This is a genomic window from Yoonia sp. SDW83-1 (assembly GCF_046762885.1).
Lineage (GTDB): Bacteria > Pseudomonadota > Alphaproteobacteria > Rhodobacterales > Rhodobacteraceae > Yoonia.
In genome coordinates this window covers 17,866-42,248 of record NZ_JBKQXO010000018.1, presented here as the reverse complement: position 1 = coordinate 42,248, position 24,383 = coordinate 17,866, and the positions used below count along the sequence as shown (strand labels likewise).

Annotated in this window: 25 protein-coding genes; 15 read left to right on the top strand and 10 right to left on the bottom strand. The window is 58.7% G+C overall.

Annotated features, from left to right (window positions below; genetic code table 11):
• Window positions 1-271 precede the first annotated feature (271 nt).
• From ACFWW4_RS19050 to ACFWW4_RS19040, 3 genes are read left to right on the top strand one after another with little or no spacing between them, the layout of a single operon-like run.
• Window positions 272-976, top strand: coding sequence for an ABC transporter permease (locus ACFWW4_RS19050; protein WP_393927043.1), 705 nt, complete (start codon window positions 272-274; stop codon window positions 974-976).
• A complete protein-coding gene (locus ACFWW4_RS19045) occupies window positions 970-1,677 on the top strand; it encodes an ATP-binding cassette domain-containing protein (protein ID WP_411892316.1) in 708 nt (235 codons plus the stop codon). The genes ACFWW4_RS19050 and ACFWW4_RS19045 overlap by 7 nt, the downstream gene beginning before the upstream one ends.
• Window positions 1,674-2,474 carry a substrate-binding domain-containing protein gene (locus tag ACFWW4_RS19040; RefSeq protein WP_411892304.1) on the top strand — a complete coding sequence of 267 codons (801 nt, stop codon included), beginning with the start codon at window positions 1,674-1,676 and terminating at the stop codon, window positions 2,472-2,474. The genes ACFWW4_RS19045 and ACFWW4_RS19040 overlap by 4 nt, the downstream gene beginning before the upstream one ends.
• On the opposite strand, the gene ACFWW4_RS19035 is transcribed toward ACFWW4_RS19040, so the two are convergent.
• Genes ACFWW4_RS19035 through ACFWW4_RS19015 form a run of 5 tightly spaced genes read right to left on the bottom strand, consistent with a single transcriptional unit; the run spans window position 2,471 to window position 6,900 of the window.
• On the bottom strand, window positions 2,471-2,962 hold the full coding sequence (locus tag ACFWW4_RS19035; RefSeq protein WP_393927041.1) for a DUF6505 family protein: 492 nt from the start codon (window positions 2,960-2,962) through the stop codon (window positions 2,471-2,473). The genes ACFWW4_RS19040 and ACFWW4_RS19035 overlap by 4 nt on opposite strands.
• On the bottom strand, window positions 2,959-3,663 hold the full coding sequence (locus ACFWW4_RS19030) for a DUF4444 domain-containing protein (protein ID WP_411892303.1): 705 nt from the start codon (window positions 3,661-3,663) through the stop codon (window positions 2,959-2,961). The genes ACFWW4_RS19035 and ACFWW4_RS19030 overlap by 4 nt, the downstream gene beginning before the upstream one ends.
• Window positions 3,660-4,721: an Mrp/NBP35 family ATP-binding protein gene (locus ACFWW4_RS19025; RefSeq protein WP_411892302.1), complete on the bottom strand. Its 1,062-nt coding sequence runs from the start codon at window positions 4,719-4,721 to the stop codon at window positions 3,660-3,662. The genes ACFWW4_RS19030 and ACFWW4_RS19025 overlap by 4 nt, the downstream gene beginning before the upstream one ends.
• Window positions 4,722-4,916, bottom strand: a complete 195-nt coding sequence (locus ACFWW4_RS19020) for a DUF6494 family protein (protein WP_393927038.1) — start codon at window positions 4,914-4,916, stop codon at window positions 4,722-4,724.
• A 40-nt stretch (window positions 4,917-4,956) separates the two neighbouring features.
• Complete coding sequence (locus tag ACFWW4_RS19015; RefSeq protein ID WP_411892301.1) at window positions 4,957-6,900, bottom strand: 4Fe-4S binding protein; 1,944 nt, start codon at window positions 6,898-6,900, stop codon at window positions 4,957-4,959.
• Window positions 6,901-7,098: 198 nt separating this feature from the next.
• Here ACFWW4_RS19015 and ACFWW4_RS19010 point away from each other — a divergent pair, with 198 nt between their 5' ends.
• The 8 genes from ACFWW4_RS19010 (at window position 7,099) to ACFWW4_RS18975 (ending at window position 14,118) form a co-directional block, all read left to right on the top strand.
• Window positions 7,099-7,704 (top strand): DUF3305 domain-containing protein, encoded by a 606-nt coding sequence (locus tag ACFWW4_RS19010; protein WP_411892300.1) that lies wholly within the window; start codon window positions 7,099-7,101, stop codon window positions 7,702-7,704.
• Window positions 7,701-8,273: a DUF3306 domain-containing protein gene (locus tag ACFWW4_RS19005; protein WP_411892299.1), complete on the top strand. Its 573-nt coding sequence runs from the start codon at window positions 7,701-7,703 to the stop codon at window positions 8,271-8,273. Before ACFWW4_RS19010 ends, ACFWW4_RS19005 begins: the two co-directional genes overlap by 4 nt.
• Window positions 8,270-8,878: a molecular chaperone gene (locus ACFWW4_RS19000; protein ID WP_411892298.1), complete on the top strand. Its 609-nt coding sequence runs from the start codon at window positions 8,270-8,272 to the stop codon at window positions 8,876-8,878. Before ACFWW4_RS19005 ends, ACFWW4_RS19000 begins: the two co-directional genes overlap by 4 nt.
• Window positions 8,879-8,933: 55 nt before the next feature.
• The gene (locus ACFWW4_RS18995; RefSeq protein WP_393927033.1) at window positions 8,934-9,122 is read left to right on the top strand and encodes a twin-arginine translocation signal domain-containing protein; all 189 of its coding nucleotides are present in this window, start codon (window positions 8,934-8,936) and stop codon (window positions 9,120-9,122) included.
• Window positions 9,123-9,225: 103 nt separating this feature from the next.
• Complete coding sequence (locus ACFWW4_RS18990; protein WP_411892297.1) at window positions 9,226-12,111, top strand: formate dehydrogenase subunit alpha; 2,886 nt, start codon at window positions 9,226-9,228, stop codon at window positions 12,109-12,111.
• 15 nt (window positions 12,112-12,126) lie between these two features.
• On the top strand, window positions 12,127-12,723 hold the full coding sequence (fdh3B, locus tag ACFWW4_RS18985; RefSeq protein WP_393927031.1) for a formate dehydrogenase FDH3 subunit beta: 597 nt from the start codon (window positions 12,127-12,129) through the stop codon (window positions 12,721-12,723).
• Between the two features lie 83 nt (window positions 12,724-12,806).
• Window positions 12,807-13,988, top strand: a complete 1,182-nt coding sequence (locus ACFWW4_RS18980; RefSeq protein ID WP_411892296.1) for a formate dehydrogenase subunit gamma — start codon at window positions 12,807-12,809, stop codon at window positions 13,986-13,988.
• Window position 13,989: 1 nt separating this feature from the next.
• The gene (locus tag ACFWW4_RS18975) at window positions 13,990-14,118 is read left to right on the top strand and encodes a hypothetical protein (RefSeq protein ID WP_411892295.1); all 129 of its coding nucleotides are present in this window, start codon (window positions 13,990-13,992) and stop codon (window positions 14,116-14,118) included.
• A 3-nt stretch (window positions 14,119-14,121) separates the two neighbouring features.
• Here the strand turns inward: ACFWW4_RS18975 and ACFWW4_RS18970 are convergent, their stop codons facing one another.
• Genes ACFWW4_RS18970 through ACFWW4_RS18960 form a run of 3 tightly spaced genes read right to left on the bottom strand, consistent with a single transcriptional unit; the run spans window position 14,122 to window position 17,178 of the window.
• The gene (locus ACFWW4_RS18970) at window positions 14,122-15,639 is read right to left on the bottom strand and encodes a tripartite tricarboxylate transporter permease (RefSeq protein ID WP_411892294.1); all 1,518 of its coding nucleotides are present in this window, start codon (window positions 15,637-15,639) and stop codon (window positions 14,122-14,124) included.
• A gap of 3 nt (window positions 15,640-15,642) precedes the next feature.
• Window positions 15,643-16,131 carry a tripartite tricarboxylate transporter TctB family protein gene (locus ACFWW4_RS18965; RefSeq protein ID WP_393927027.1) on the bottom strand — a complete coding sequence of 163 codons (489 nt, stop codon included), beginning with the start codon at window positions 16,129-16,131 and terminating at the stop codon, window positions 15,643-15,645.
• A 60-nt stretch (window positions 16,132-16,191) separates the two neighbouring features.
• Entirely contained in the window at window positions 16,192-17,178 is a 987-nt protein-coding gene (locus ACFWW4_RS18960; protein ID WP_411892293.1) for a tripartite tricarboxylate transporter substrate binding protein, read from the bottom strand.
• 293 nt (window positions 17,179-17,471) lie between these two features.
• Here ACFWW4_RS18960 and ACFWW4_RS18955 point away from each other — a divergent pair, with 293 nt between their 5' ends.
• Complete coding sequence (locus ACFWW4_RS18955) at window positions 17,472-18,023, top strand: biliverdin-producing heme oxygenase (protein ID WP_411892292.1); 552 nt, start codon at window positions 17,472-17,474, stop codon at window positions 18,021-18,023.
• Complete coding sequence (locus ACFWW4_RS18950) at window positions 18,013-20,577, top strand: HWE histidine kinase domain-containing protein (protein WP_411892291.1); 2,565 nt, start codon at window positions 18,013-18,015, stop codon at window positions 20,575-20,577. The genes ACFWW4_RS18955 and ACFWW4_RS18950 overlap by 11 nt, the downstream gene beginning before the upstream one ends.
• Here the strand turns inward: ACFWW4_RS18950 and ACFWW4_RS18945 are convergent.
• Complete coding sequence (locus ACFWW4_RS18945; protein WP_411892290.1) at window positions 20,569-21,546, bottom strand: membrane dipeptidase; 978 nt, start codon at window positions 21,544-21,546, stop codon at window positions 20,569-20,571. The two genes, ACFWW4_RS18950 and ACFWW4_RS18945, sit on opposite strands and share 9 nt — an antisense overlap.
• Window positions 21,547-21,641: 95 nt before the next feature.
• On the opposite strand from ACFWW4_RS18945, the gene ACFWW4_RS18940 reads away from it, so the two are divergent.
• Both ACFWW4_RS18940 and ACFWW4_RS18935 read left to right on the top strand, forming a co-directional pair.
• Window positions 21,642-22,694, top strand: coding sequence for a sugar phosphate isomerase/epimerase family protein (locus ACFWW4_RS18940; protein WP_411892289.1), 1,053 nt, complete (start codon window positions 21,642-21,644; stop codon window positions 22,692-22,694).
• Between the two features lie 2 nt (window positions 22,695-22,696).
• Window positions 22,697-23,836 (top strand): Gfo/Idh/MocA family protein, encoded by a 1,140-nt coding sequence (locus tag ACFWW4_RS18935; protein WP_411892288.1) that lies wholly within the window; start codon window positions 22,697-22,699, stop codon window positions 23,834-23,836.
• On the opposite strand, the gene ACFWW4_RS18930 is transcribed toward ACFWW4_RS18935, so the two are convergent.
• The gene (locus tag ACFWW4_RS18930; RefSeq protein WP_411892287.1) at window positions 23,825-24,382 is read right to left on the bottom strand and encodes a membrane integrity-associated transporter subunit PqiC; all 558 of its coding nucleotides are present in this window, start codon (window positions 24,380-24,382) and stop codon (window positions 23,825-23,827) included. The genes ACFWW4_RS18935 and ACFWW4_RS18930 overlap by 12 nt on opposite strands.
• Window position 24,383: the final 1 nt, after the last annotated feature.

The window sequence follows — 24,383 nt, the reverse complement described above, 5'->3', positions numbered from 1 at the left end:
ACGGGCAATCCGGTGATCGCTGTGGCAAAGGGCGGTGTGATCCATGCGCGGCCCGTCAAAACAAATACAGTGGTTTTGCGTAGCATGTGATTTTTAATGACACAATAGTGTATCAATTTTCCGGAATTCCAAGCCTGCACCCCGATCGTATAGAAAGCGGTGGGTCTGATGTTGCTGTTATTCGCACCTTGTCCTTGGGCCGAATAAGCCTGATGATAGCTTGTGGAAAGCGGCCCGCGTGGCGCAGAGCAGGCAAGGGCGTCGGTGCCGGATGATTGATATTTGGGAGGGGTTGCAGGCGGCGTTCTGGCTGGTCGTCACCTTTGACGCCGAGCTGTGGGCGATCAGTCTGCGGTCACTACAGGTCAGCCTGTCGGCTGTGGTTGTCGCCTCGCTCATTGCCATACCGTTTGGCACGTTTCTGGCGGTGCAGCGGTTTCGCTATCGCCGTTTGGCTATATCAATCATGAATGCGCTGATGGGCTTGCCGCCTGTGGTTGTGGGTTTGATGCTGTATATCCTGCTGTCGCGTTCCGGTCCCTTCGGCGTGCTGGGCCTGTTGTTCACGCCGACGGCCATGATCATCGCGCAGGTGATCATCATCACGCCGCTGATTGCATCCATCGCGCATCAGGCCATGCGCGAGCTGTGGGCCGAATACCATGATCTGCTGATTTCACTGCACACAACCAAATGGCAGCGCATCAGAACGCTGATCTGGGATGGGCGGCGCAATCTGCTGACCGCATCGCTGGCCGGGTTTGGCCGGGCGATTGGCGAGGTGGGGGCGATCATGATCGTGGGCGGCAATATCGACAATGCCACCCGCGTTCTGACCACGGCGATTGCGCTGGAGACAGGGAAGGGTGATTTCGCCTTGGCGCTGGGGTTGGGTTTTGTGCTGATCGGATTGGCGCTGGCGGTCAATATCGCGATCCACTGGTTGTCACGCACCGAACGGGAGGGGCGCTGGTGAGCAATCTCTTTCCGCTGACCATGACCGATTGCGTTGTCAGGCGGCAGGGCAAGACCGTGCTTGGCCCCGTCAGCCTGACTGTTGATCAGGGTGGTCCAACGATCATTATTGGTCCCAACGGGTCAGGCAAGACCACATTGCTGCGCGTCATGCACGGGATCGAACGATTGAGCGCGGGGGCAGCGGACTGGGCGCAGAATGATCAGGGCCGCCAGGCTTATGTGTTTCAGTCGCCCATCGTGCTGCGCCGCAGCGTTGCCGATAACCTGCGCTATCCGCTGCAACTGATCGGTGTTGCGAAGGCTGAAATTGAGGTTGCTGCGACCGCCTGGCTGGATCGGATTGGTCTGAGCGATATTCGCAATACCCGGGCCAGCCGGTTGTCGGGGGGTGAGCGTCAGAAACTGGCGATTGCCCGGGCGCTGATCCGTGACCCGGATGTGCTGTTTCTGGATGAGCCTTGCGCCAATCTGGATGGCCACGCCACCCGCGAGATTGAGGCCCTGCTGCAGGAAACCGCTGCGGCGGGCACGCGCATCATCATGTCGACCCATGATATGGGGCAGGCGCGCCGTCTGGCGCAGGATGTGATCTTTATGATCGCTGGCAAGGTTCATGAAAAAGGCGCTGCGTCGGAAGTTCTTGCCACGCCCGGAACACCGGAACTTCAAGCCTTTCTGAATGGAGACATCGTGACATGAGGCAACTCATTTCCCTTATCCTGACCGGGTTTCTGGCGATGCCGTTGGCGGCGGAAGAGATCAGGTTGGCGGTTACTACATCATTCGAAAACTCGGGCCTTGCGGACGTTCTGTTGCCTGCCATCAAGGAGGACACCGGCATTGAGGTGCAGTTGCTGGTGGTCGGCACAGGTCAGGCGCTGCGTTTGGGTGAGGCGGGTGATGTGGATGCGATTCTGGTGCATTCCAAAACGGCGGAAGAGGCATTTGTTTCGGATGGATACGGCACTCACCGTCGCGAGATCATGTATAATGATTTCGTCCTGATAGGTCCTGCCGCCGATCCGTCCGAGATTGCCGACGCGGATAGCGCGGTTGACGCGATGCGACGGATTGCCGAGCAGGGTGGCACTTTTGTCAGCCGGGGCGATGACAGCGGCACCCATAAGGCGGAGTTGCAGCTTTGGGCTGCGGCCGGGTTGCCGGTTGATGGCTTCGGTCCGTCCTATCTGTCCGTGGGGGCGGGTATGGGTGCTGCCCTGAACACGGCGTCGGGGATCAATGCTTACATTCTGGCCGACAGGGCAAGCTGGTTGAATTTCGGCAACAAGGGCGATCTGGCGCTGGTATATGCGGGCGATCCGGCGCTTTTCAATCAGTATGCCTATCTGCCGGTGAACCCTGAAAAGCACCCCAGCGTGCGCAATGATCTGGCCCTGCAACTGGAAGACTGGCTAACAGGCGAAACCGCCGCAGAGTTTATCAATGGCTATGAGATCAATGGCGAGACGCTGTTTGTGTTCAATGCCCAACCCTAGTGCTGGTGCGGTTCGTCCAATGAACCGTGGATCGCGAATTGCTCAAGGCCTGCGTCCTGCGCTTCGATCACGCGGTAGCTTTCCCTGACCCCGGCTTCGGTCAATTCCCGTGCGACGGTCAGCAGGGTATTGGGTGCGTGGTCTTCGCAAAGCTCCATCATCTGCGACAATTCTTCGAGTGCGACGCCGCGCGCGGCCTCAACCGATGGCGCGCCATAGATGTCCACGAAATGCTGGGCCAGCCCATCGGCCAGTCCGTCCCGTTCGACCGGTTCAATCTGAGTAACGGCGACAAAGCTGACCCGCCCAAAGGTTTCGCAGCCCATCCAGCCGTTGGAAAACGCCTGACGGGCCTTGCCGGTCAGGTCACCTTCGGTCCAGTTGGAAAACTCGAACCCGCCAGAAATGCACCATTCCCCCGTGCGGGCCGGGTTGTGAAACACGCGTGTGTCGCTGTCGTCGAAATGAATGGCGCGGGCGAGTTTCATGCGGGCCTCTCTAACAGGTCGGTGAGCGGGATCAGAACGGTTTCATTGTCGGTTTTCAAGAGCAGGCCAAGGTTTTCGTCAACGCCGAGGAAGGTGCCGGTCTGGTTTCCTACCGTGATCGCCTTGCCTTTGCCATGCGCCAGCCCGTTCCATTCACGCAGCAGGGTTTGGGTGCCATCATCGGACCATGTGTTGATGCCGACCAGTGTGTGACGCACCCATGCTTCCAGCAGTGTCACGGCGTCAACCTCTGAACAGCCTTCGGCGTAAAGCGCGGTTTCGTCCGGGGTCAGGCCCATGTCTTCGGATTTGGGCCAGAGTTGCAGGGTCAGGCCGATGACCAGCCAGTCGGGTTCTGCTGTCGGGGCAGCGTGGGATGCGGCCATTTGCAAGCCGCCGCAACGGCCCCCGTTCACATAGATCGCACCGTCCCAGCCTAAATGCACGCTCACCTCTGGCGGGCCGATGGCCCCCAGCGCATTCTGGAATCCGACGCCGCAGACGGGCAACATGATTGCGGCTGCGGCTAGGGGGACTTCAGGTGCCAGCACGATGGCCGCGCGCAACTCATCGGACCTCAGATCATAGACAACCAGACCGGCATCGCAGCCAGCGGTCGCGGCGGCGCAGGCTTGTGCGAACGGATCCTGCCCGGCTGAGTCCTGTCCGGAAAACAAGGGTGGAAAGACGGGTGCGGTCATGCTTTGCCAGCGGATACCAGTGCTTTCGCGACCTCCCGGAAACCTGTGGCCTGCGGGCTGTCCGGTTTCGAGACAACGATGGGCGCTCCGCCATCAGCGGCCAGCCGGATATCCAGATGCAGCGGGATTTCGGCGAGCAGCGGTACACCAAGTTTGGCCGCCTCTGCCGCGACACCGCCATGGCCGAACACATGCTCCTCATGCCCGCAATTTGAACAGATATGCGTCGACATGTTTTCGATCATCCCAAGGATCGGGGTGCCCAACTGGTTGAACATATCAATGCCCTTCCGAGCATCGATCAGGGCGACGTCTTGCGGGGTGGAGACGATGATCGCCCCGTCCACATGCGCTTTTTGCGCGAGGGTCATCTGCACGTCGCCAGTACCTGGCGGCAGATCAACGATCAGCACATCCAGCGCGCCCCATTGCACCTGCGTCAGCATCTGCTGCAAGGCGCCCATCAGCATTGGGCCACGCCAGACAACCGCCTGATCATCATTGGTCATCAGACCGATGGACATCATGGTGACGCCGAAATTGCGCATGGGCAGAATGGTCTTGCCGTCGGGCGAGGCCGGGCGCCCCGAGACGCCCAGCATCCGCGGTTGGGATGGGCCGTAAACATCCGCATCCAGTAGCCCGACACGCCGACCCTCTGCAGCAAGCGCGCAGGCGATGTTTGCCGCAACGGTTGATTTGCCGACGCCGCCCTTGCCGGACGCGACGGCGATGATCCGATCCACGCCGGGGATCTTTTCAGGGCCGGATTGGGCAGGTCTGCCGGATTTCAGATCCGGCGGTGCCTTGGGCGAGCTATGGGCCGTCATGACGATCGAGACCTGATCGGCGCCAAGCGATTTGATCTGCGCCTCGGCCGCGTCTTTCAGTTTGGCGTAGGCGTCTGCATGGCTGCCGCTGACATCCATGACAAAGCGCACAGCACCGTCTTCGACGGTCAGGGCCTTCACCAACCCCGCTTCAGAAAGAGAACTGCCACTGATCGGGTCAATCAGTGACTTCAGGACGCCAAGGACGTCGTCGCGTGAAATGGCCACTTAAGATTGTCCCTCGATCGTGCCGGTCACGGTATGTTCTAGATCCAGACCATCGACGGTCAGCACAACCTTGGCCTCGAACTTGCGACCACTGGTGTCACCGGCGTTGCGCATCGCCTCTTCAATGGCCTGCTGCGATGTCACGCCGACCTGCTTGAGGAATTTGCGCATCGACATGTTGAAATCGTCGCTCATTGTCGTCTCCCTGTTTGTAGTTTGTTTTGGACCTTGCCGCTTAATGGTCCTTGCGTTTTGACAAATAGTCATCAGTTGTCCGGGGGCGGGGCCGTTCGCCTGCGGCAAAGGGATTGTTTTCGGCATGAAACTGCGCGTTGATTCGGCAATTTTCGCACATCTGGATCATCTTTGTCGCGGTATCGTTGCCGAACATACTGTGGTTACCGGCCAGTTTTTCCATGATCTTTTCAACTGTGGATTTGACCCCGAACAGGCTGCCGCATTCGATGCAGGCAAACGGTTCTTCTTCGTTCAGCACGGTCTGCGACAGGGCGCTGTCGGTCAGGTTCAACTGTGGTTGCAGGGTGATTGCCTTTTCGGGGCAGATATTCGTGCATAGCCCGCATTGCAGGCAGGCGTCTTCCTGAAACCGCAGTTGCGGGAGGTCTTCGTTGTCCATCAGCGCGCCCGACGGGCAGAGTGAGACACAGGCAAGGCATAGTGTGCAGGCGTCAGTGTCCACCAGCACGGCACCATATGGCGCGTTGTCTGGTAGCGTGATCACTTCGGTGTCGGGTTGCAGTGTCTTGGCGGCCAGACGGGTGATTTGCCGCCTTGTGCCCATGGGCAGGATAGGGTCGGCAGTGATGGTTTCGCGCGGTGCGTCAAACAGATGGTCCGACAAAGCGTCAGGATCAGCGATGTCGAGCAGAGCCACCTTGTCATGGATCGCATTTGCGAGGGCGGTTTGAGCCGTCAGCCCGTCGCGTTCGGTTTTGGGACCCAGCAGGATATCAACCCGGCCAAAACCGCTGGCAAGCCCGGCGAGCATTTCGGCATGGCCAAAGGCGTTGAGCGCATCCACCTGCAACGGGATGACATGGGCGGGCAGGCCGCGCCCATGCCGGGCGGCAAGGCCGATCATTTCCGCCCCGTGATCGTCATAAACCAGCAGATGCGGTTCGGTACCGCCTACCTTGCGATAGGCGCTGGCGAGGGTGTTGATCTGCCGGAAGATGTGATCGACCGGTGGCGCATCATAGCTGATCGCACCCGAAGGGCAGGCGGCAGCGCAGGATCCGCAGCCCGCGCAGATCATTGGGTCGATGCTCACATGTTCGCCTGCCGAACTGATGGCGCTGGTCGGGCATAGGTTGAGGCAGTTGGAACAGGCGGGTTTTTCGGCGCGTGAATGGGCGCACAGGCTGGCTTCGAGCCGGACGTAGAGAGGTTTTTCGAACGTGCCGACCATCTGGCTGGCTTGCAGGATTGCGTCAGCAACGGCGGGTTGGCTTTTGGGATCGGCCCGCAGATAGCCATCGCGCTTTTCGGGGGCAGGAAACAACGGGATCGCGCCCGTCAGATCAAGGATGACATCGCAGTTCGACGCCGCCCCGTCCCGCGGATCAGTCAGCGTTTGGGGACCACGACCGCCCGGTATGGGCTGCTGAAAGGCGTCGATCGACAGATCGAACCGGCCAAGGCTACCACGCGCCTGTTTCAATTGGCCAACCACGATGTCGAAGCGGTCAGTGACGGGCATGTCATCACTAGTTTCAAGCAGAACCGTGACAGAGAGCATGTCGGAGAGTTTTTCTGCCGCTGCGAAAGCGGTCTCAGATGGTCCCAGAATAAGGCAGGTGCCTTCGGATATGACATCGATTGTTTTGGGGGTCGCATCGGGTAGGGCGGCTTCGGCCACCAGCGCGGCCATTTTGGGGCCGGTCGCAGCGTTGTCATCGGTCCAGCCGGCGCGGTCGCGGATGTCCACGAAATCGGGTATCGGTGCGTCCATATCTTCCGCCAAATCTGCGAAGACCCGCGCCTGTTGCTGGCAGGCGATCATGACCTCGCCCTTGCCTATCGCCTCTGCGGCGAGGCCGATCTGGTCCTGACATAAAGATGTATGCAGCCGCGAGCAGGTGACCCCGGTTGTGTTTATGGCTTCGGGATCAATGGTTTGCGATCCAAGGCAGTCGCAAATGAGTAGTGTTTTGGTCATCGGGTCCCCCGCTGGATCAGCGGTTAGCTAGTCAGGAAATTAGGCTGGCGTAAACCGCTTTTGATGCATGCGCGCAGGGCAGGTCTACTATTACTAAAGTCGTATGTCCTTTTTGACAGTGAAAACAACGCGTTACCGAGGGGGTTATCATTTGTGATCAACATGATGAAAAAATCGCTTTAGAAACGCGGGCTCTTCATGCAGCATGACGGCAGGGAACTTCTCAAGGGATCAGCATTGTCGTTCGTCTTTCCTGATGCACAGACCATTCCGGTTGGTGTTGTCGTCCGAAAATCGCCCGGCGTGTCGCGTTGGGTAAAATGGACATGGCAGGCGACGGGCATATTGCCGGGCGCTGGCCCTGCCGACTGGAAGCTGTTGCGCCAGGACGGCGATGTTACCGAATATCACGCTGCCACCGTTTCGCTGGATTTGTATGTATCGGATACCGAGGCTTACGTTCATGAACTGCAGGCCCGCACGCCATCCGTCTACGTCGTTTTGCGACCAGCGGAAAACGGGGGCGAGATGCCTTGGCGGGTCGCTCTGGTGACATGTTCGCCCTATGACGCACAGGATTATTGCGATTCATCCGAAGAACTGGTGGAGCGGATACCGATGCCCGAAGGTATGATCGCCTGGGTCGGCAGCTTTATCGCGCAGCATCACGTGGAAGAGCCTTTCGTCAAACGCAAGCGCAAGAATGCCCGGGTGGATCATGTCGACGATGGCATAGGTGACCCGCGCATTTCACAAACCTCTGACGTTTATCGCGCACCGCGCCGCAAGGAGGTGCTGAATTGACCCAGGCCGGTTCCCTTTGGTCGCGTCGCCGCGCGGCAGTGGCTGCCGAGGCTGAGGCCGATCGTGCCTTGCAAGAGGACCTCGCCCACAGGGAAGCGCAGGCTGACAAGACGGATGCCGAAATTCTGGCCGAGCTTGATTTGCCGGATCCAGAGAACCTGAAGATGGGCGATGATTTCGCGGCGTTCATGTCCAAGGCCGTGCCGGAGCATTTGCGCAAGAAAGCCTTACGGCAATTGTGGCGAAGCAACCCCGTCCTCGCCTGCGTGGACGGGTTGAATGACTATGATGAGGATTATCTGACCGGCAGCTTCGGGAACGACCCGATCAAGACGACCTATCAGGTGGGCAAGGGGCTGATGGCGCATGTCCTTGAGATGGAGCGTCAGGAGAATGGCGTCGTTGAGGCGGATGACGCCGCACCAGAAGACGAAGAAGAGATTGTGGTCGCAACAGTCGAAAGCGAACCGGTCATTGATGAACCGTTATTTGACGAGGCGGACGAGAGTGAGGCCGAACCCTACAAGCCCCGCCGCATGGCATTCCAGTTCGAGGGTGAGCAGGCATGAATGTGGCAGCCTCCACCGTCGAAGTCGCTGAAGAGGATCGCCTGCGGGCCGATCTTTACAATTATCTCGGGCTGATCCTGTCGGCCCCGCCCGACCAGATGCTGCTGGATCAGACGGCCGGCCTGAGCGGGGACGACACACCGCTTGGTCAGGCCATCACGGGTCTGGCGCGGGTTGCAAAAGTGACCAAACCCAAGGCGGTTGTATCTGAATTCAACGCCCTTTTCATCGGACTGGGTCGGGGTGAGTTGCTGCCTTATGCCAGCTATTACATGACCGGTTTTCTAAACGAAAAGCCGCTGGCAAAGCTGCGCGGGGATATGGCCGCAATGGGGATGACCCGCGCGAGCAACGTGTTTGAACCCGAGGACAACATCGCATCGCTAATGGAAATGATGGCGGGCATGATCGTCGGGCGCTTTGGCGAACCGGCGACGCTGCAGCGGCAACGCGATTTCTTCAACACGCATATCGGCACCTGGGCAGGTCACTTTTTCAATGACCTGCAGGCGGCGAAAACATCGGTCCTTTATGCCTCGGTCGGGGCGGTAGGGGCTGCATTTATGGATATCGAACGCGAGGCTTATCGCATGACCGCAGGCTGACGGGTCTGCCAAACTGGCGCGGATGCGCGTCACAAAAGGAAGGGGAGACATCCCAATGAGTGAAAAAGACGAAGGCACAAGCCGCCGGGGATTTCTGAAACTGGCCGGCACTGCAGCACCTGCTGCGGCCGCCATTGCCGCGGGGGGCGCTACGCAAGCCGCCGCTGATCCTGTCGATCTGTCATCCGATACGATGCAGGATACCGCACATACGCGCGCCTATCTGCAAAGCGCCCGTTTCTAGAATAGCCCATCCACCCGGACGTCTTGAGACGCTTACCGGGCGGAGCCAGCCATAGCCAGCAATGCCAGCGACCCGTGGTCGTTACGGCAAAGGGAGGAAGAAGATGCTCAGGAAGAAGACGAACGGCTATACGCGCCGCTCTGGCAGAGCAAAAATTACCACAAATACATCCGGAACAGGCGTCGACCGCCGCGGATTTCTGCGCGGGTCGGGTCTGGCCATTGGTGGTCTGACAGCCATTGCCGCAACCGGCGGCACCGTGACCCAAGCAACCGCCCAGTCCGCCGCAGCGGGTGCTATTGAGACGATCAAATCGGTCTGCACGCATTGTTCGGTGGGTTGTACGGTCCTCGCCGAGGTCGATAATGGTGTCTGGACCGGGCAGGAGCCGGGTTGGGACAGTCCGTTCAACCTTGGTGCCCATTGCGCCAAAGGTGCTGCCGTCCGCGAACACGCCCATGGCGAGCGCCGCCTGAAATACCCGATGAAGAAAGAGGGTGGCGAATGGGTTCGCATCTCGTGGGAGCAGGCGATCGACGAGATCGGCGACGGCATGCTGAAAATCCGCGAAGAAAGCGGCCCTGACAGCGTCTACTGGCTGGGTTCTGCCAAGCATAACAACGAACAGGCCTATCTGTTCCGCAAGTTTGCTGCCTATTGGGGCACCAATAACGTGGATCACCAGGCGCGGATTTGCCACTCCACCACCGTGGCAGGGGTCGCGAACACATGGGGCTACGGCGCCATGACCAACAGCTACAACGACATCCATAATTCCAAAGCGATCTTTCTGATCGGCGGCAACCCGGCTGAGGCACACCCGGTGTCCCTGCTGCACATGCTGAAGGCGAAGGAACAGAACAATGCGCCGCTGATCGTGTGCGACCCGCGGTTCACCCGGACCGCCGCCCATGCTGATGAGTATGTGCGGTTCCGCCCCGGGACCGATGTAGCGCTGGTCTGGGGGATCCTGTGGCACATCTTTGAAAACGGATGGGAAGATCAGGAATTTATCCGCACCCGCGTCTGGGGCATGGATCAGATCAAGGACGAAGTGGCCCGCTGGACACCAGATGAGGTGGAGCGTGTCACAGGCACACCCGGTTCCCAGTTGGAGCGTGTGGCCCGGACGTTGGCCAATAACCGCCCCGGCACCGTGATCTGGTGCATGGGTGGCACACAGCACACCAACGGTAACAACAACACCCGTGCTTACTGCGTATTGCAGCTTGCGCTGGGCAATATGGGCACCGCTGGTGGCGGCACCAACATCTTCCGCGGCCATGACAATGTGCAGGGCGCCACGGACCTTGGCGTTCTGGCCGACACGCTGCCCGGCTATTATGGCCTGTCCGAAGGATCATGGGCCCATTGGGCGCGGGTCTGGGAAGAAGATCTGGATTACCTCAAGGGTCGGTTCTCGGACGCGACATATGGCGATACGCCGATCATGAACCTCAAGGGGATACCGGTCAGTCGCTGGATTGATGGGGTATTGGAAGACCCTGAAAACCTCGAACAGCCCGATAATACGCGGGCGATGGTGCTTTGGGGCCATGCCCCGAACTCTCAGACCCGTATGAAAGAGATGAAGACGGCGATGGAGAAGCTCGACATGCTTGTCGTGGTGGACCCATTCCCGACCGTCTCTGCGGTGCTGCATGACCGGACCGATGGTGTCTATCTGCTACCGGCCACCACGCAGTTCGAAACACGCGGATCGGTGACGGCCTCAAACCGGTCGCTGCAATGGCGCGACAAGATCATGGAGCCGCTGTTTGAATCGCTGCCGGATCACACGATCATGGCGCGATTTGCCGAAAAATTCGGGTTCCATGACCAGATCTTCCGCAACATCGCGATTGATGAAGGGGGTGAGCCGAATATCGAGGATATCACCCGCGAGTTTAACCGCGGCATGTGGACCATCGGATATACCGGCCAAAGCCCGGAGCGTCTGAAAACCCACATGGCCTATCAGCACACGTTCGACAAAACGTCACTGCGTGCGATTGGTGGTCCTGCCGATGGTGATTATTATGGGTTGCCATGGCCAAGCTGGGGCACCCCGGAAATGAACCATCCCGGTACAGCGAACCTTTACGATATGTCGCTGCCGGTGGCCGAAGGCGGCCTGACATTCCGCGCCCGGTTTGGCGTGGAACGCGACGGTGACAATCTGCTGGCCGAAGGTGTGTCGAACCCCGGTGCCGAGATTCAGGATGGGTATCCGGAATTCACCATGCAGATGCTGATGGATCTGGGTTGGGACGGTGACCTGACTGCCGAGGAACGCGCCGCGATTGATGCGGTGGCCGGACCGAACACGAACTGGAAGACCGACCTGTCAGGCGGCATCCAGCGGGTCGCAATCAAGCATGGCTGTGCGCCCTTCGGGAATGCCAAGGCTCGCGCTGTGGTGTGGACCTTCCCCGACCCTGTGCCGGTCCATCGCGAGCCGCTATACTCCAACCGTCGCGATCTGGTGGCCGACTACCCCACTTACGAGGACAAGACGTTCTGGCGGGTGCCGACCATGTATGCCTCCATCCAGAAGAACGATTTCAGCCAGGAGTATCCGATCATTCTGACATCGGGTCGTCTGGTGGAATATGAAGGGGGCGGTGACGAGACCCGTTCGAACCCCTGGCTGGCCGAATTGCAGCAGGACATGTTCATCGAGATCAATACCCGTGACGCCAACAACCTGAATGTCCGCGACGGCGCCCAGGTCTGGGTCGAAGGCCCCGAAGGCGGCAAGGTCAAGGTGATGGCGATGGTGACCGAGAGGGTGGGTGAAGGTGTGGCTTTCATGCCGTTCCACTTTGGTGGACAGTTCGAAGGTGTCGATCAGCGGGATAAATACCCCGAAGGCGCGGACCCTTATGTATTGGGGGAATCCACCAACACCGCACAGACCTATGGCTATGACAGCGTAACCCAGATGCAAGAGACCAAAGCGACTCTTTGCAAAATCTGGGCAGCATAAGGGAGGACATGAAAAATGGCCGCTAGAGCAAAATTCCTCGTTGACGCTGAACGCTGCATCGAATGCAACGCCTGCGTCACCGCGTGTAAGAACGAACATGAAGTGCCTTGGGGCATCAACCGCCGCAAGGTTGTCACCATCAATGATGGTAAACCGGGTGAGCGGTCGATCTCGGTCGCTTGTATGCATTGTTCGGACGCGCCTTGTATGGCCGTCTGCCCGGTAGATTGTTTCTACCAGACGGCTGATGGTGTCGTGCTGCACTCCAAGGATCTGTGTATCGGCTGTGGTTACTGCTTTTATGCGTGCCCGTTCGGCGCGCCGCAGTTCCCGCAGGCTGGCAATTTCGGATCACGGGGCAAGATGGATAAATGTACCTTCTGCGCCGGTGGTCCGGAGGAAAACCATTCGACTGCCGAATTCGCCAAATACGGGCGTAACCGGATTGCCGAAGGCAAACTGCCGATCTGTGCCGAAATGTGCGCGACCAAGGCGCTGCTGGCCGGCGATGGCGATACCGTTTCCAATATCTACCGCGAACGTGTGGTGGCGCGCGGGTTCGGGTCCGGTGCATGGGGCTGGGGCACAGCCTATGATCAAAAGGGCGGCTGACCGCCCGCTTTGTACCATAGTTGCGGGGGCTGCCTGACGCGGGCGGCCCCCCTTGAACCTTATCGACAGCAAGGACTGCGCCAATGCTACGTCTGATTGCCATATTCGCCCTGCTATGCAGCCTGATGACCGCTGCCGCAGCGCAAGAGGCAACCCCTGATCCGCGCGCTGAAACCGGCGGTGCGCAAACGCTTGAGGATATTCTGCGCAGGCAGGAAGGCCTTGCGATTGATGATGAATTCCGCAGTTCGGTGACCGGTGATCCTGATGCCGCCGCCCCGACGAGCGAACAGCTTGGCACGCGCGGCGGTGCATCCGATGCTGATCTGTGGCGGGCTTATCGCTATAACAGTGCCGACATCACGACACAGGCGCGGGGGCCTGCGGTAACCACATTGATCCAGGATCGCGGTGTCTGGTGGTGGCAGTTCCGCGAAGGGCCATTGCTGCAATATGGCGCGTGGCTGCTGGGCGGCACCCTGATTTCGCTCGCCCTGTTTTACCTGCTTCGGGGCAGGGTGCGTATTGATGGTGAAAGGACAGGTCGGACGATCACGCGGTTCAAGGCGTTCGAACGGTTCGGCCACTGGTTGCTGGCCACATCATTTATCATTCTGGGGATCACCGGCCTGATTTCACTCTTTGGGCGCAAGGTGCTGATCCCGGCCTTTGGCCATGACGCGTTTTCAACAATCGCCGAGTTTAGCAAATGGGTTCACAACAACATTTCTTGGGCTTTCATGCTCGCTCTGGTGATCATTTTCGTGATGTGGGTGGTTCATAACCTGCCGGATCGGACAGATATCAAATGGCTGCTCAAGGGCGGTGGTCTCTTTGGCGGGGGGCATCCGCCGGCCAAGAAATTCAACGCCGGGCAGAAACTGATTTTCTGGTCGGTCATCTTGCTGGGCGGATCCATCTCGGCGTCCGGGCTGGCGCTGCTGTTCCCGTTCGAATTGAACATGTTTGCCGCCACATTTTCAAAGATCAATGCGATTGGTCTGCCGGGATTACTGGGGATAGAGACGCTTCCCACCGACCTCGCTCCACATGAAGAAATGCAATATGCCCAGCTATGGCATGCCGTCGTCAGCTTTGTGCTGATGGCCATCATCTTTGCACATATCTATATCGGCTCTGTGGGGATGGAAGGCGCGTTCGACGCCATGGGATCAGGCGAGGTCGAGGAACAATGGGCGCGCGAGCATCACAGCCTTTGGGTGGACGAGGTTGTGGCCGCCGAACGCAAAGAGGGGAGCGCCTGACATGCGTGCATTCCTGATATCGCTCGTCGCCCTCGTGGTGATCACGATTGGGTCCAATCAGATTCTGAACTGGCTCGACTTCTCAGCCGAACAGGCTGCCGTGTCGGAACAGAATGTTCGGCTGGATTAAGCCTCAATCGCCGTCAGCCACGCCTTCTGCCCGCAACCGTGCGCGTCGTGCCCGGTAGCTGGGCAGCAGGATCAGGATAGCCGCAAAGATCAAGAGCCCCATGGTCATCGGCCGTTCGTATATAAAACTGACCCCGTCATAAAGCTGCATCGACCGTGAGAAGTTGTTTTCCAGCATCGGTCCAAGGATGAAGCCGATCAGCAGCGGCGCCAGCGGATAATCGGCGAAGCGCAGGATCGTCGCACAGACCCCGAGACCGACTAGGATCAGCAACTCGGTCGCGTTGTTCTGCCCGATATAGGCGCCCATCAGCGTGAAAAACAGAATGAAGGGGATCAGGAAGGTGCGCGGCACGGCGAGGATTTTGGCGATGTAAGGGATCAGCGGCAGGTTCAGCACCAACAGGATCAGGTTACCCAGATACATGGAGATGATGACAGCCCAGAAAATCTGCGGCTCATCAATCATCAGGCGCGGACCGGGCGAGACATTGAGAGCGATGAGCGCACCAAGCAGGATGGCCGTGGTGCCCGAACCGGGAATGCCAAGTGTGAGTAGCGGTACAAAGGAACCGGTGCATGCGGCGTTATTGGCGCTTTCGGGGGCGGCAAGGCCTTTCAGGCTGCCCTTGCCGAATTGTTCCTGATCTTCCTTCGAGGCGATGTTGCGTTCGACGGCGTAGCCCAGGAACGATGCAATCGTTGCCCCGGCGCCGGGCAGGACCCCGATCAGGAAACCCTGGATAGATTGCCGCCCGATGACAGGTGCGATGCTGCGTGCCTCTGCCTTTGTGATCCGCAGGTCCTTGATTTCGTTATTGCCGCTTTCGGTGTTGGACCGGCTTGGGTCCAGCACCAGATAAATCGCCTCGGGCAGGGCGAACATCGCCATGGCGAGCGTGATGAAACCAAGGCCGGATTGCAGGTCCATCAGTCCCATCGTGAAGCGTGGCATGTTGAACAGTGCCCCTTCGCCGACCGTGGCCAGCATCAGGCCAAGGACCGTCATCAGGATTGCCTTGCCAATCTGGCCGCTGCCGGCAAAGGCGGCGATGGCTGACAGGCCGACGACCATCAGGGCGAAGTATTCGGCGGAATGGAAAAGCAAGGCGACAGAGGCAAGCGCTGGCGCAAAGATCATCAGCAAAATGGCCCCGACTGTGCCGCCAATGAACGACGATATTGCCGCAACGGTTAGTGCCTTGCCCGCCTTGCCCTGCCGGGCCAAGGGGTAGCCATCGAAACTGGTCGCAACGGTCGAGGCCACGCCGGGCGCATTGATCAGGATCGACGATGTCGATCCGCCAAAGATCGCTCCGTAGTAGACACCGGCCAGCAGGATCAGCGCTGCGGAAGCGTCACCAATGGAAATCGCAACGGGGATCATGATGGCGATGATCGACATTGGCCCCAAACCGGGCAACATGCCGATGAATGTCCCGATCAGGCAGCCACCGACAACCATCAGAATGTTCTTAACAGAAAAAGCCGTTTCCAGCCCGATCATCAAGCCTTCGAGCATGTCCTAGACCCCCATGAAGAACGGCAGGGGGCGCAGGAAGATGCCAAGCACCTCTTGCACCAGATACCAGATGCTGCCCGCCGCAATCAGAGCGACAGGGATCAGGATATGCAGGCGCCGTTCGCCAAGGATCATCGAGCCAGCGATGATAAAGCCGAAGGTTGATCCCAAAAATCCGAAGGGTCGCAGAAGCAGGGCATAGGCGACCATCAGACCCAACAGGATCACGGCTTGCCCCAGCTTGTAGTCCGTCAGGCGTCGATAATCGATGTCGCCGTCCTTTGGGCCGCTCAGGCTTTCCTCAAAACCCAGCAGAATGATCACGCAGGCGATCATTGCCATGACTGACAGCACCTTGGGAAAGGTTGATGGCCAGATCGGTGTGTTCCGCATGAATGGGGCGAGCGATGCGTCCATGGTGAAGAACGCGGTGTAGGCATAGGCCATACAGATCAGTAACAGGATCAATGCGATCCAGCGGTCGAGTGCCATCTTGTCCCCCCGGTATTCGGATTGTCTGGCGAGCGATCCCGCCAGACAGGTGTTTTGGCTTTAGAGGAAGCCCAGTTCGCGCATCAGATCACCCATGACCTGTTCTTGATTTTCAAGAAAGCTCAGGAAGTCGTCGCCGTTATTGTGGATGTTGACCCAACCGTTCCGGGCGCGGACCTCTTCCCATTCGGCGGTGTCATACATCTTGGCCAGCGCGTCCTGATACATCGCCAGCTTGTCCTCTGGCAGGCCGGGGGCCGCAAAGAAGCCACGCCAGTTGACAAACTCGGTATCGATGCCCTGCTCTTTCATGGTCTGGGCATCGGGAAAGGTTGCCACCCTCTCAGGCGCTGTGACGCCGATGATTTTCACTTCTCCAGCATTTGCCAGGTCGATGGCTTCGGAAAAGCCGGTGCTGAGTGCCGTGATTTCCCCGGACAGCAGCGCCGCCATAGCATCGCCACCGGCATCATAGGGAATATATTTCACCACTGTCGGATCTTCGCCCGCGGCCTTCATCACCATGGCGGCGACAAGGTGATCCATGCCGCCGGGGACGGAGCCACCCCCGATAGCAGTGCCGCTGGAATCCGCTTTATAGGCCGCGATGAAGTCATCCATCGAGTTGATCGGGCTGTCCTTGCCCACAACGATGGTTGCATAGTCGCCAATGGTCCCGGCGACCAGTGTCAGGTCACGGAAATTCTGCGGAAATACACCCGTCAGCGACCGGATCACGATCGGGGTCGAGTTGACCATGAGCGTGCCGTGATTGCTTTCGGCGTTTTCGATCAGATAGCCGATGGCCTTACCGCCACCCCCGCCAGACATGTTTTCATAGCTGGTCTGTCCGACCAGTCCGGAATTTGTCAGCGCCTCGCCTGTGCCGCGTGCGGTGCCGTCCCAGCCGCCACCTGCGCCACCGGGGATCAGAAAGTGGATGCTGTCGACAACCTGATGCCCGTCAGCCTGTGCCATCGATCCAAACGAAAGCGTTGCCGCCGCCGCGGCAAGGATGGCCCGGCGTGTCATTGATATTGGTCTCATAAAAATCCTCCCAGAGTACAAAGCGAACTTTGCCGCTTTGGCAGAGTGTTCCCTATTCGGCCCATTGACGCAATGCCATTTCCCCTTGTTTTGCGGGATCGCGCTATGGTTGTATTTGGTGTACTCTGAGTATTCGTAAACAAATTGTTAACCACTTCGCCCGATCCTTCTTGCGTGGGTGAGTGACTGTGAATCCGTGTCTCGATCGCGCTTGAACAAAGTGCTGACGCTGGCGCGGTGCGCGCAACGTGTTTCTGACCACCAAATGCCCGTGACGGCGACAGGAAGTACAGATGCGAACAAAACTCAAACAGCACACGGCCGCGGCGCACCAGCGTGTTGATCAGGCCGTCAGTACCTTGTCGTTGGCCCATCGCGCATCATACATCACCTTTCTGCGCACCCATCAGTTGGCCTATCGTGCGCTTTTGCCCGCCCTGCCGGCGGATAATTGGGTTAGTTCCATCTTGCGCCGCGTTTTGACAACGCTGAACCAGGATCTGGATGTCATGGATGTGCCTGGGTTGCCCCGGCCAATGATCGGACTGCGTGACCCCATTCACCCGCTTGGCGTAGCGTACGTGGTTTGCGGTTCGCATTTCGGCAAACGAATACTGCGACGGCGCTGGTCCTTGTCGCGGGATCCGCAGGTCCGGGCTGCTGGGGCCTATCTGTCCTGCGATGAACTGAAAGCGGGTTGGTTGCGGTTCCTCCACGATATCGAGGCGCTGACCGATCCGGCGAATGATCTGAAGCTGCTTGCAGCGGATGCAGACCGCACCTTTGGACTGTTTTACGACAGTCTGGTGGCCGCAAAGAACGGGGGACGTGCCAATGCCGCCTGACAATCATCCGGCGGTCGATGAGGCGACGCTTGGCATCAACAATTGTGACCGTGAACCGGTCCATATCCCCGGCAGGATCCAGTCCTTTGGCGCGTTGATGTCCGTGACAGAGGATTGGATGATCAATCATGCATCCGGCAATTTGTGCCGCATGCTTGGGCTGTCGGCAAAGAATGTGATCGGTTGCCCGATCCGGGATGTCCTGACCGAACAGACCATTGACGCCATTCAGTCGCGACTGCGGCTGGTGGCATCTGACGATATGGTTGATCGGTTGTTTGCGATCCAGACGGCCCGGGATGGTCCGGTTTGCGACATTGCGATGCACCGGTCCGGGCGTAATCTGGTGCTGGAGTTCGAGCATAGTGCGAATGGTGAGGAGGCCGATCTGGGCGGCTATGTACGCCCGATGATTGCCCGGATGTCGCAATGCACGACGATGGCGCAACTGTGCCAGATGGCTGCCCGGCAGGTGAAGATGCTGACCGGAATGGACCGGGTCATGGTTTATCAGTTTTCGGCAAATGGCAGCGGCAAGGTTATCGCCGAGGTAAAAGAACCGGGCATGGAGGCCTATCTGGGTTTGGCCTATCCCGCATCGGACATTCCCCAACAGGTCAGAAAGCTTTTCATTCGCAATCCCTTGCGCGTCATTGCCGATGTTGGTGACACAGGGGTTGAGATCGCCCCGACGCTCAACCCCGAGGGCGCACCGCTGGATCTGAGCCTGAGTAGCACGCGTGCGGTTTCACCCATTCACCTGGAATATCTGCGCAATATGGGGGTTGGCGCGTCTATGTCGATCTCCATCGTGGTACGCGGTGAATTATGGGGGCTGATTGCCTGCCATCATCGGACGCCAAAAGTGCATTCCTACGCTGTGCGATCTGCGGCCGAGCTTTTTGGTCTGCTGTTTTCCTACACGCTGGATCAGTTGCAATCCGATATCGAGCGGCAGGATATGATCCGGTCGCAAATGCTGCATGACCAGATCATGGTGCAATTGGCCGGCGATACCTCTGTCGCGAATAACTTCGCCACCATCGTTAGCACCATTCAGGACGTAATCCCGCATGACGGGGCTGTCGGCTGGATTGATGGCACCTATCAAAGCACCGGCGAAACGCCAGGCAAGGAGGCCTTTCTTGAACTGATGCCGTTCTTGAACACAACGGCTGCAGGCAAGGTGTATGCAACCCAGTGCCTGAGCGATCATTTCTCGGACGCGCTGGCCTATGTCAACAAGGCGGCTGGTATGCTCGTTCTGCCGGTGTCCCGTGCGCCGCGTGATTTTATCGTGCTGTTTCGCCGTGAAATCGCGAAATCCGTCGTGTGGGCGGGCAAACCCGTCAAGAATCTGGTGCAGGGCAAGTTTGGCCCCCGGCTGACGCCGCGCAAAAGCTTTGAGGCCTGGCAGGAAACCGTGCGCAACCATTGTGCCGAATGGACACCGGCGCAAATCAGATCGGCAGAAGCGCTGCGCGTCACGCTGATGGAGGTCGTGTTGCGCATGGCTGATGCTAATCTGCAGGAACGCGCAAAGGCGCAGGAAAAGCAGGAACTGCTGATTGCAGAACTGAACCACCGGGTGCGCAATATCCTGAACCTCATCAAGGGCGTCGTCAGCCAGAGCGGGGCAGGCCATAACGATGTCAGTTCTTTCACAAAAGTGATCGGTGGGCGCATCCATGCGCTAGCTATGGCGCACGATCAGATCACCCGCGAAAAATGGCAACCCGCGTCACTGCGCGCGTTGATCGAGACGGAGGCGGCGGCCTATCTGAATGACCGCATGGATCGGCTGACAATCACCGGTCCGGATGTAATGCTGGTGCCGAACGCGCATACAACCATGGCCCTTGTCGTGCACGAGATGATGACCAATTCGGTCAAATACGGGGCGTTGACTGCAGACCACGGCAAGGTCGCGATCAATCTTGCGCAGACATCCGATGACGGGCTGGGTCTGACATGGGTTGAAACCGGCGGACCAGCCGTCAGTGCGCCAGAGCGGCGCGGGTTTGGAACGACGATTATCGAACGGTCGATCCCGTTCGAATTGAAAGGCGAAGCCGATCTGCGCTTTACACTGACGGGGGTCGAGGCCAGCTTTGTATTGCCAGCCAACACGGTCGACAGCTTTGTGACGGACGAGGACGATGTTGTTGCACCCGCATCGCCAGAGCAAACCCCATTATCAGCACCACCCGACCGCGTCCTGATTGTCGAAGACAACATCATCATCGGTTTGGATGCGGAAACCCTGCTACAACGGATTGGTGTAGAAGAGACGATCATCGTTCCTGGCGTTGCAGAGGCGTTGGAGGCGTTGACACAGGCCGATTTTGATTTCGCGGTACTCGATATCAACCTGGGTGCAGAAACGTCGTTTCCCGTTGCTGACAAGCTGCTGGAGGAAGAGGTGCAGTTTGTCTTTGCGAGCGGCTACGGCAAGGTCCCTGATATGGCGGAAAAATATGCAGATATTCCGATCCTCACCAAACCTTATGATGAGGCAGAGTTGCGCAAGGCGATTGCCAAAGATTCAAACTGACGCTGGCCCAAAACTGTCGCGATAGAACCGATACCAGTTGCCGCCCATGATACCGGCCACCTCGGCTTCATCCATGCCCGTGGCGCGCAAACCAGCCGCGATATTGCCGAAATCCCGATTGTCCTTGAACCAGTCGGGCATGGGTGGAAAGCCGGGATTGTTTGCAGATCCTTCGCCATAGTCGATCTGCTTGGTCCACCGCCCGACACGCATCCATTCAACCACGCTGTCCGGCTGATCCTGACACAGATCGGTGCCCAGCCCGAGATGCGCGGTGCCGAATTTTTCGGCTGCTCGGGCGATCATCTCGCAGAACTCCTGCAGCGTGCAGTCGGGACCGCCACGTAAATGGTGCGGGTAAATCGAAAAGCCGAACATGCCACCGTTTTCGGTCACCGCCCGGATCACCTCATCATGCTTGTTGCGCAAGGCTGGTTGCCAGACATGCGGGTTGGCGTGGGTAATTGCGATGGGCCGCGTCGAAATCTCGGCGGCTTCTATCGTGGACCGGTCCGCGCTGTGGCTCATATCCACGACCATTCCCACCCGGTTCATTTCCGCGATGACCTGACGGCCCATGCGGGTGATGCCGGGGTCGTCGGCCTCATAACAGCCGGTCGCAAGCAGTGACTGGTTGTTATAGCTAAGCTGCATAAAACGCAGACCAAGCGTGTGCAGGATCTCCACCAGCCCGATGTCATCTTCAATCGGGCTGGGGTTTTGTGCCCCGAATATGATGGCCGTCCGCCCCGTGGCCTTGGCCGTGTCAACATCCGCCGCACTGCGTGCCTGCATGATCAGATCAGGGAACCGTTCGAAATCCCGGTTCCACTTTTCAATATTCAGCACGGTTTCGCGAAAATTCTCGTGATAGGCGATCGTGGCGTGAACGGCATCGACACCGCCTGCGCGCATCTGGCGAAAGATGGTTTCGGACCAATTGGCATATTGCAGGTTGTCGATCAGCATGGGCCACGATGCGCAGATTTTGCGGGGGTCGTCAAACGGGCTGGCGCTAAGCCCTAAATCGTTATAGAAAATCCATCACAACGGGAGGACACAGCATGAAAACCATTAAAGGGCCGGCGCTGTTTCTGGCGCAGTTTGCTGGCGATGAGGCACCTTTCAACTCTTGGGATGCGATCACGAAATGGGCCGCCGACTGCGGTTACAAAGGGGTGCAGGTGCCCAGTTGGGATGGCCGGTTGTTTGATCTGCAAAAGGCGGCATCGTCGCAAGATTATTGCGATGAATTCAAAGGTCAGGCGGCAGAAAACGGCATTACTGTCACAGAGTTATCAACGCATCTGCAAGGACAATTGGTTGCCGTAAACCCGGCCTATGATACCGCTTTCGATGGCTTTGCGGCACCTGAGGTTCAAGGGGACCCCGCAGCCCGACAGGCATGGGCGGTGGATCAGGTCAAGCTGGCATTGAGCGCATCAAAGAATATGGGCCTGACTGAAATGGCGACCTTTTCAGGCGCCCTGGCATGGCCATTCATCTATCCGTGGCCTCAGCGCCCTGCCGGTCTGGTTGAAGCCGCGTTTGATGAACTTGCGTCCCGTTGGCGTCCCATTCTGGACCATGCAGAGGATTGCGGGGTTGACGTCTGCTATGAAATTCACCCCGGTGAGGACCTGCATGACGGCGTCACGTTCGAGATGTTTCTGGAACGTCTGAATGGGCACGCCCGCTGCAACATGCTATACGATCCGTCCCACTACGTCCTGCAATGCCTTGATTATCTGGACAATATCGACATCTACAAAGACCGGATCAAGATGTTCCACGTCAAGGATGCGGAGTTCAATCCGACCGGGCGACAGGGTGTCTATGGCGGCTACCAACCTTGGGTCGATCGTGCGGGCCGGTTCCGGTCGCTGGGCGACGGGCAGGTTGATTTCGCGGCGATCTTTTCCAAGATGGCGGCCAATGATTTCAGTGGCTGGGCCGTGGTCGAATGGGAATGCTGCCTGAAGCACCCTGAGGACGGCGCGCGAGAAGGCGCGCAATTCGTCAAGGATCACATCATTCGGGTGACTGAACGCGCGTTTGATGACTTCGCAGGCGGCGATGTCGATAACGCGACCAACCGCAAGATGTTGGGGATTTGAAGATGACGCGACCTATTCGACTTGGCATGGTGGGCGGCGGCAATGATGCGTTTATCGGTGCAGTGCACCGAATTGCATCGCGGATTGATGGGCGGTTTGAACTGGTGGCCGGTGCGTTGTCATCGACCCCGGAAAAGGCGCAAGCCTCGGGGCAGGCGCTGGGGCTCGACCCTGCTCGCACCTATGATGATTTCAAATCGATGGCGATCCGCGAGGCGCGGCTGAAAGACGGGATCGAGGCGGTGGCGATTGTGACCCCGAACCATGTCCATTACGCCGCTGCCCGCGAATTTCTGAAACGCGGCATTCATGTGATCTGCGACAAGCCCCTGACATCGACCATGGCGGACGCCAAAAAGATGGCGAAGGCAGTGGCGGACAGCGATGCGCTGTTTGTGCTGACCCATAATTACACCGGCTATCCGATGATGCGGCAGGCGCGCCAGATGGTCGCCAATGGCGATCTGGGCACCATCCGGGTTGTGCAGGTGGAATATGCACAGGATTGGCTGACCGAGCCGGAGGATTTCAAGCAGGCCGCCTGGCGCGTGGACCCGGCCCGGTCAGGTGCCGGTGGATCGACGGGGGATATCGGCACCCATGCGTTCAATCTTGCGGGGTTTGTCACCGGATTAGAGGTCGAAAGCCTGTGTGCTGATCTGCAGTCTTTTGTCTCGGGTCGTCAGTTGGATGACAACGCCCATGTGATGCTGCGCTACAAGGGCGGCGCGCGGGGGATGCTGTGGTGTTCGCAGGTCGCCCCCGGCAATGAAAACGGTCTGGGCTTGCGGGTCTATGGCGACAAGGGCGGGATCGAATGGCGGCAGGAAAACCCCAATCAGCTGTGGTTCACGCCATATGGTGAGCCAAAGCGCCTGCTGACACGTGGCGGTAAGGGCGCACTGGATGCGGCCGAACGCGTGACCCGCATACCGGCGGGCCATCCTGAAGGGTATCTGGAAGGGTTCGCGACAATCTATCGCGAGGCGGCAGATGCGATTGAGGCGCACCGCGACGGCAATGATGTGCCTGCCGATGTCACCTATCCCGGGATCGCGGACGGTATGGCGGGGATGCAGTTTGTCGATGCCTGTGTGCGGTCGTCCAAGCGCGACGGGGCTTGGGTGAAACTAGCGCCCTAGCGTCCGGGCGATCTGTTCCGACAAATCCAGCAATGCTGCGGCCTGGGCCGTGGCGATGCTGCCAAGGCTTTGATCAGCCATCGGTTTCGCAATGGCGAAGGCCTGACTGCTGTTGCGGAAATCAATGCCGTCGCCACCGACATAGAACTGTCCGGTCAGTTGAAAATTCCCGTCCGCCCCGGCGAGTATCCGTTCAACCTGCACGTCCACGGCGACATCAGGCAGTCCGACAAAAGGCCATGGTTCAGGAACTACATTGGTGTTCAGGATATCCGCCAGGTTGCGGGTGACTGTCAGCGTGACGGCGCGCTGCTGGTCATCGGCCCACAGGATATCGGCATTGCTGGCGATCAGGCCGTTCGGTGTTTCAAAAGCGATTTCTTCCAGCGCTGCATAGGTGGGCAAGGTCACAGGGCGCACCATGACACTGCTGACCAGCGGGCGCAGTTCCAGATCAGACGTCAGTGGCGCCATCGCCAGCCGTTCCGGCGGTGGTGCGCAGGCAGCAAGGCCAAGGGCGGCAACGATCATCAAGCGTTTCAACATG

Coding starts and splice junctions, on each gene's coding strand:
- ACFWW4_RS19050 (WP_393927043.1), top strand. CDS start 272: ATGATTGATATTTGGGAGGGGTTGCAGGCGGCGTTCTGGCTGGTCGTC.
- ACFWW4_RS19040 (WP_411892304.1), top strand. CDS start 1,674: ATGAGGCAACTCATTTCCCTTATCCTGACCGGGTTTCTGGCGATGCCG.
- ACFWW4_RS19035 (WP_393927041.1), bottom strand. CDS start 2,962: ATGAAACTCGCCCGCGCCATTCATTTCGACGACAGCGACACACGCGTG.
- ACFWW4_RS19030 (WP_411892303.1), bottom strand. CDS start 3,663: ATGACCGCACCCGTCTTTCCACCCTTGTTTTCCGGACAGGACTCAGCC.
- ACFWW4_RS19020 (WP_393927038.1), bottom strand. CDS start 4,916: ATGAGCGACGATTTCAACATGTCGATGCGCAAATTCCTCAAGCAGGTC.
- ACFWW4_RS19015 (WP_411892301.1), bottom strand. CDS start 6,900: ATGACCAAAACACTACTCATTTGCGACTGCCTTGGATCGCAAACCATT.
- ACFWW4_RS19010 (WP_411892300.1), top strand. CDS start 7,099: ATGCAGCATGACGGCAGGGAACTTCTCAAGGGATCAGCATTGTCGTTC.
- ACFWW4_RS19000 (WP_411892298.1), top strand. CDS start 8,270: ATGAATGTGGCAGCCTCCACCGTCGAAGTCGCTGAAGAGGATCGCCTG.
- ACFWW4_RS18995 (WP_393927033.1), top strand. CDS start 8,934: ATGAGTGAAAAAGACGAAGGCACAAGCCGCCGGGGATTTCTGAAACTG.
- ACFWW4_RS18990 (WP_411892297.1), top strand. CDS start 9,226: ATGCTCAGGAAGAAGACGAACGGCTATACGCGCCGCTCTGGCAGAGCA.
- fdh3B (WP_393927031.1), top strand. CDS start 12,127: ATGGCCGCTAGAGCAAAATTCCTCGTTGACGCTGAACGCTGCATCGAA.
- ACFWW4_RS18980 (WP_411892296.1), top strand. CDS start 12,807: ATGCTACGTCTGATTGCCATATTCGCCCTGCTATGCAGCCTGATGACC.
- ACFWW4_RS18975 (WP_411892295.1), top strand. CDS start 13,990: ATGCGTGCATTCCTGATATCGCTCGTCGCCCTCGTGGTGATCACGATT.
- ACFWW4_RS18970 (WP_411892294.1), bottom strand. CDS start 15,639: ATGCTCGAAGGCTTGATGATCGGGCTGGAAACGGCTTTTTCTGTTAAG.
- ACFWW4_RS18965 (WP_393927027.1), bottom strand. CDS start 16,131: ATGGCACTCGACCGCTGGATCGCATTGATCCTGTTACTGATCTGTATG.
- ACFWW4_RS18960 (WP_411892293.1), bottom strand. CDS start 17,178: ATGAGACCAATATCAATGACACGCCGGGCCATCCTTGCCGCGGCGGCG.
- ACFWW4_RS18955 (WP_411892292.1), top strand. CDS start 17,472: ATGCGAACAAAACTCAAACAGCACACGGCCGCGGCGCACCAGCGTGTT.
- ACFWW4_RS18950 (WP_411892291.1), top strand. CDS start 18,013: ATGCCGCCTGACAATCATCCGGCGGTCGATGAGGCGACGCTTGGCATC.
- ACFWW4_RS18945 (WP_411892290.1), bottom strand. CDS start 21,546: ATGCTGATCGACAACCTGCAATATGCCAATTGGTCCGAAACCATCTTT.
- ACFWW4_RS18940 (WP_411892289.1), top strand. CDS start 21,642: ATGAAAACCATTAAAGGGCCGGCGCTGTTTCTGGCGCAGTTTGCTGGC.
- ACFWW4_RS18935 (WP_411892288.1), top strand. CDS start 22,697: ATGACGCGACCTATTCGACTTGGCATGGTGGGCGGCGGCAATGATGCG.
- ACFWW4_RS18930 (WP_411892287.1), bottom strand. CDS start 24,382: ATGTTGAAACGCTTGATGATCGTTGCCGCCCTTGGCCTTGCTGCCTGC.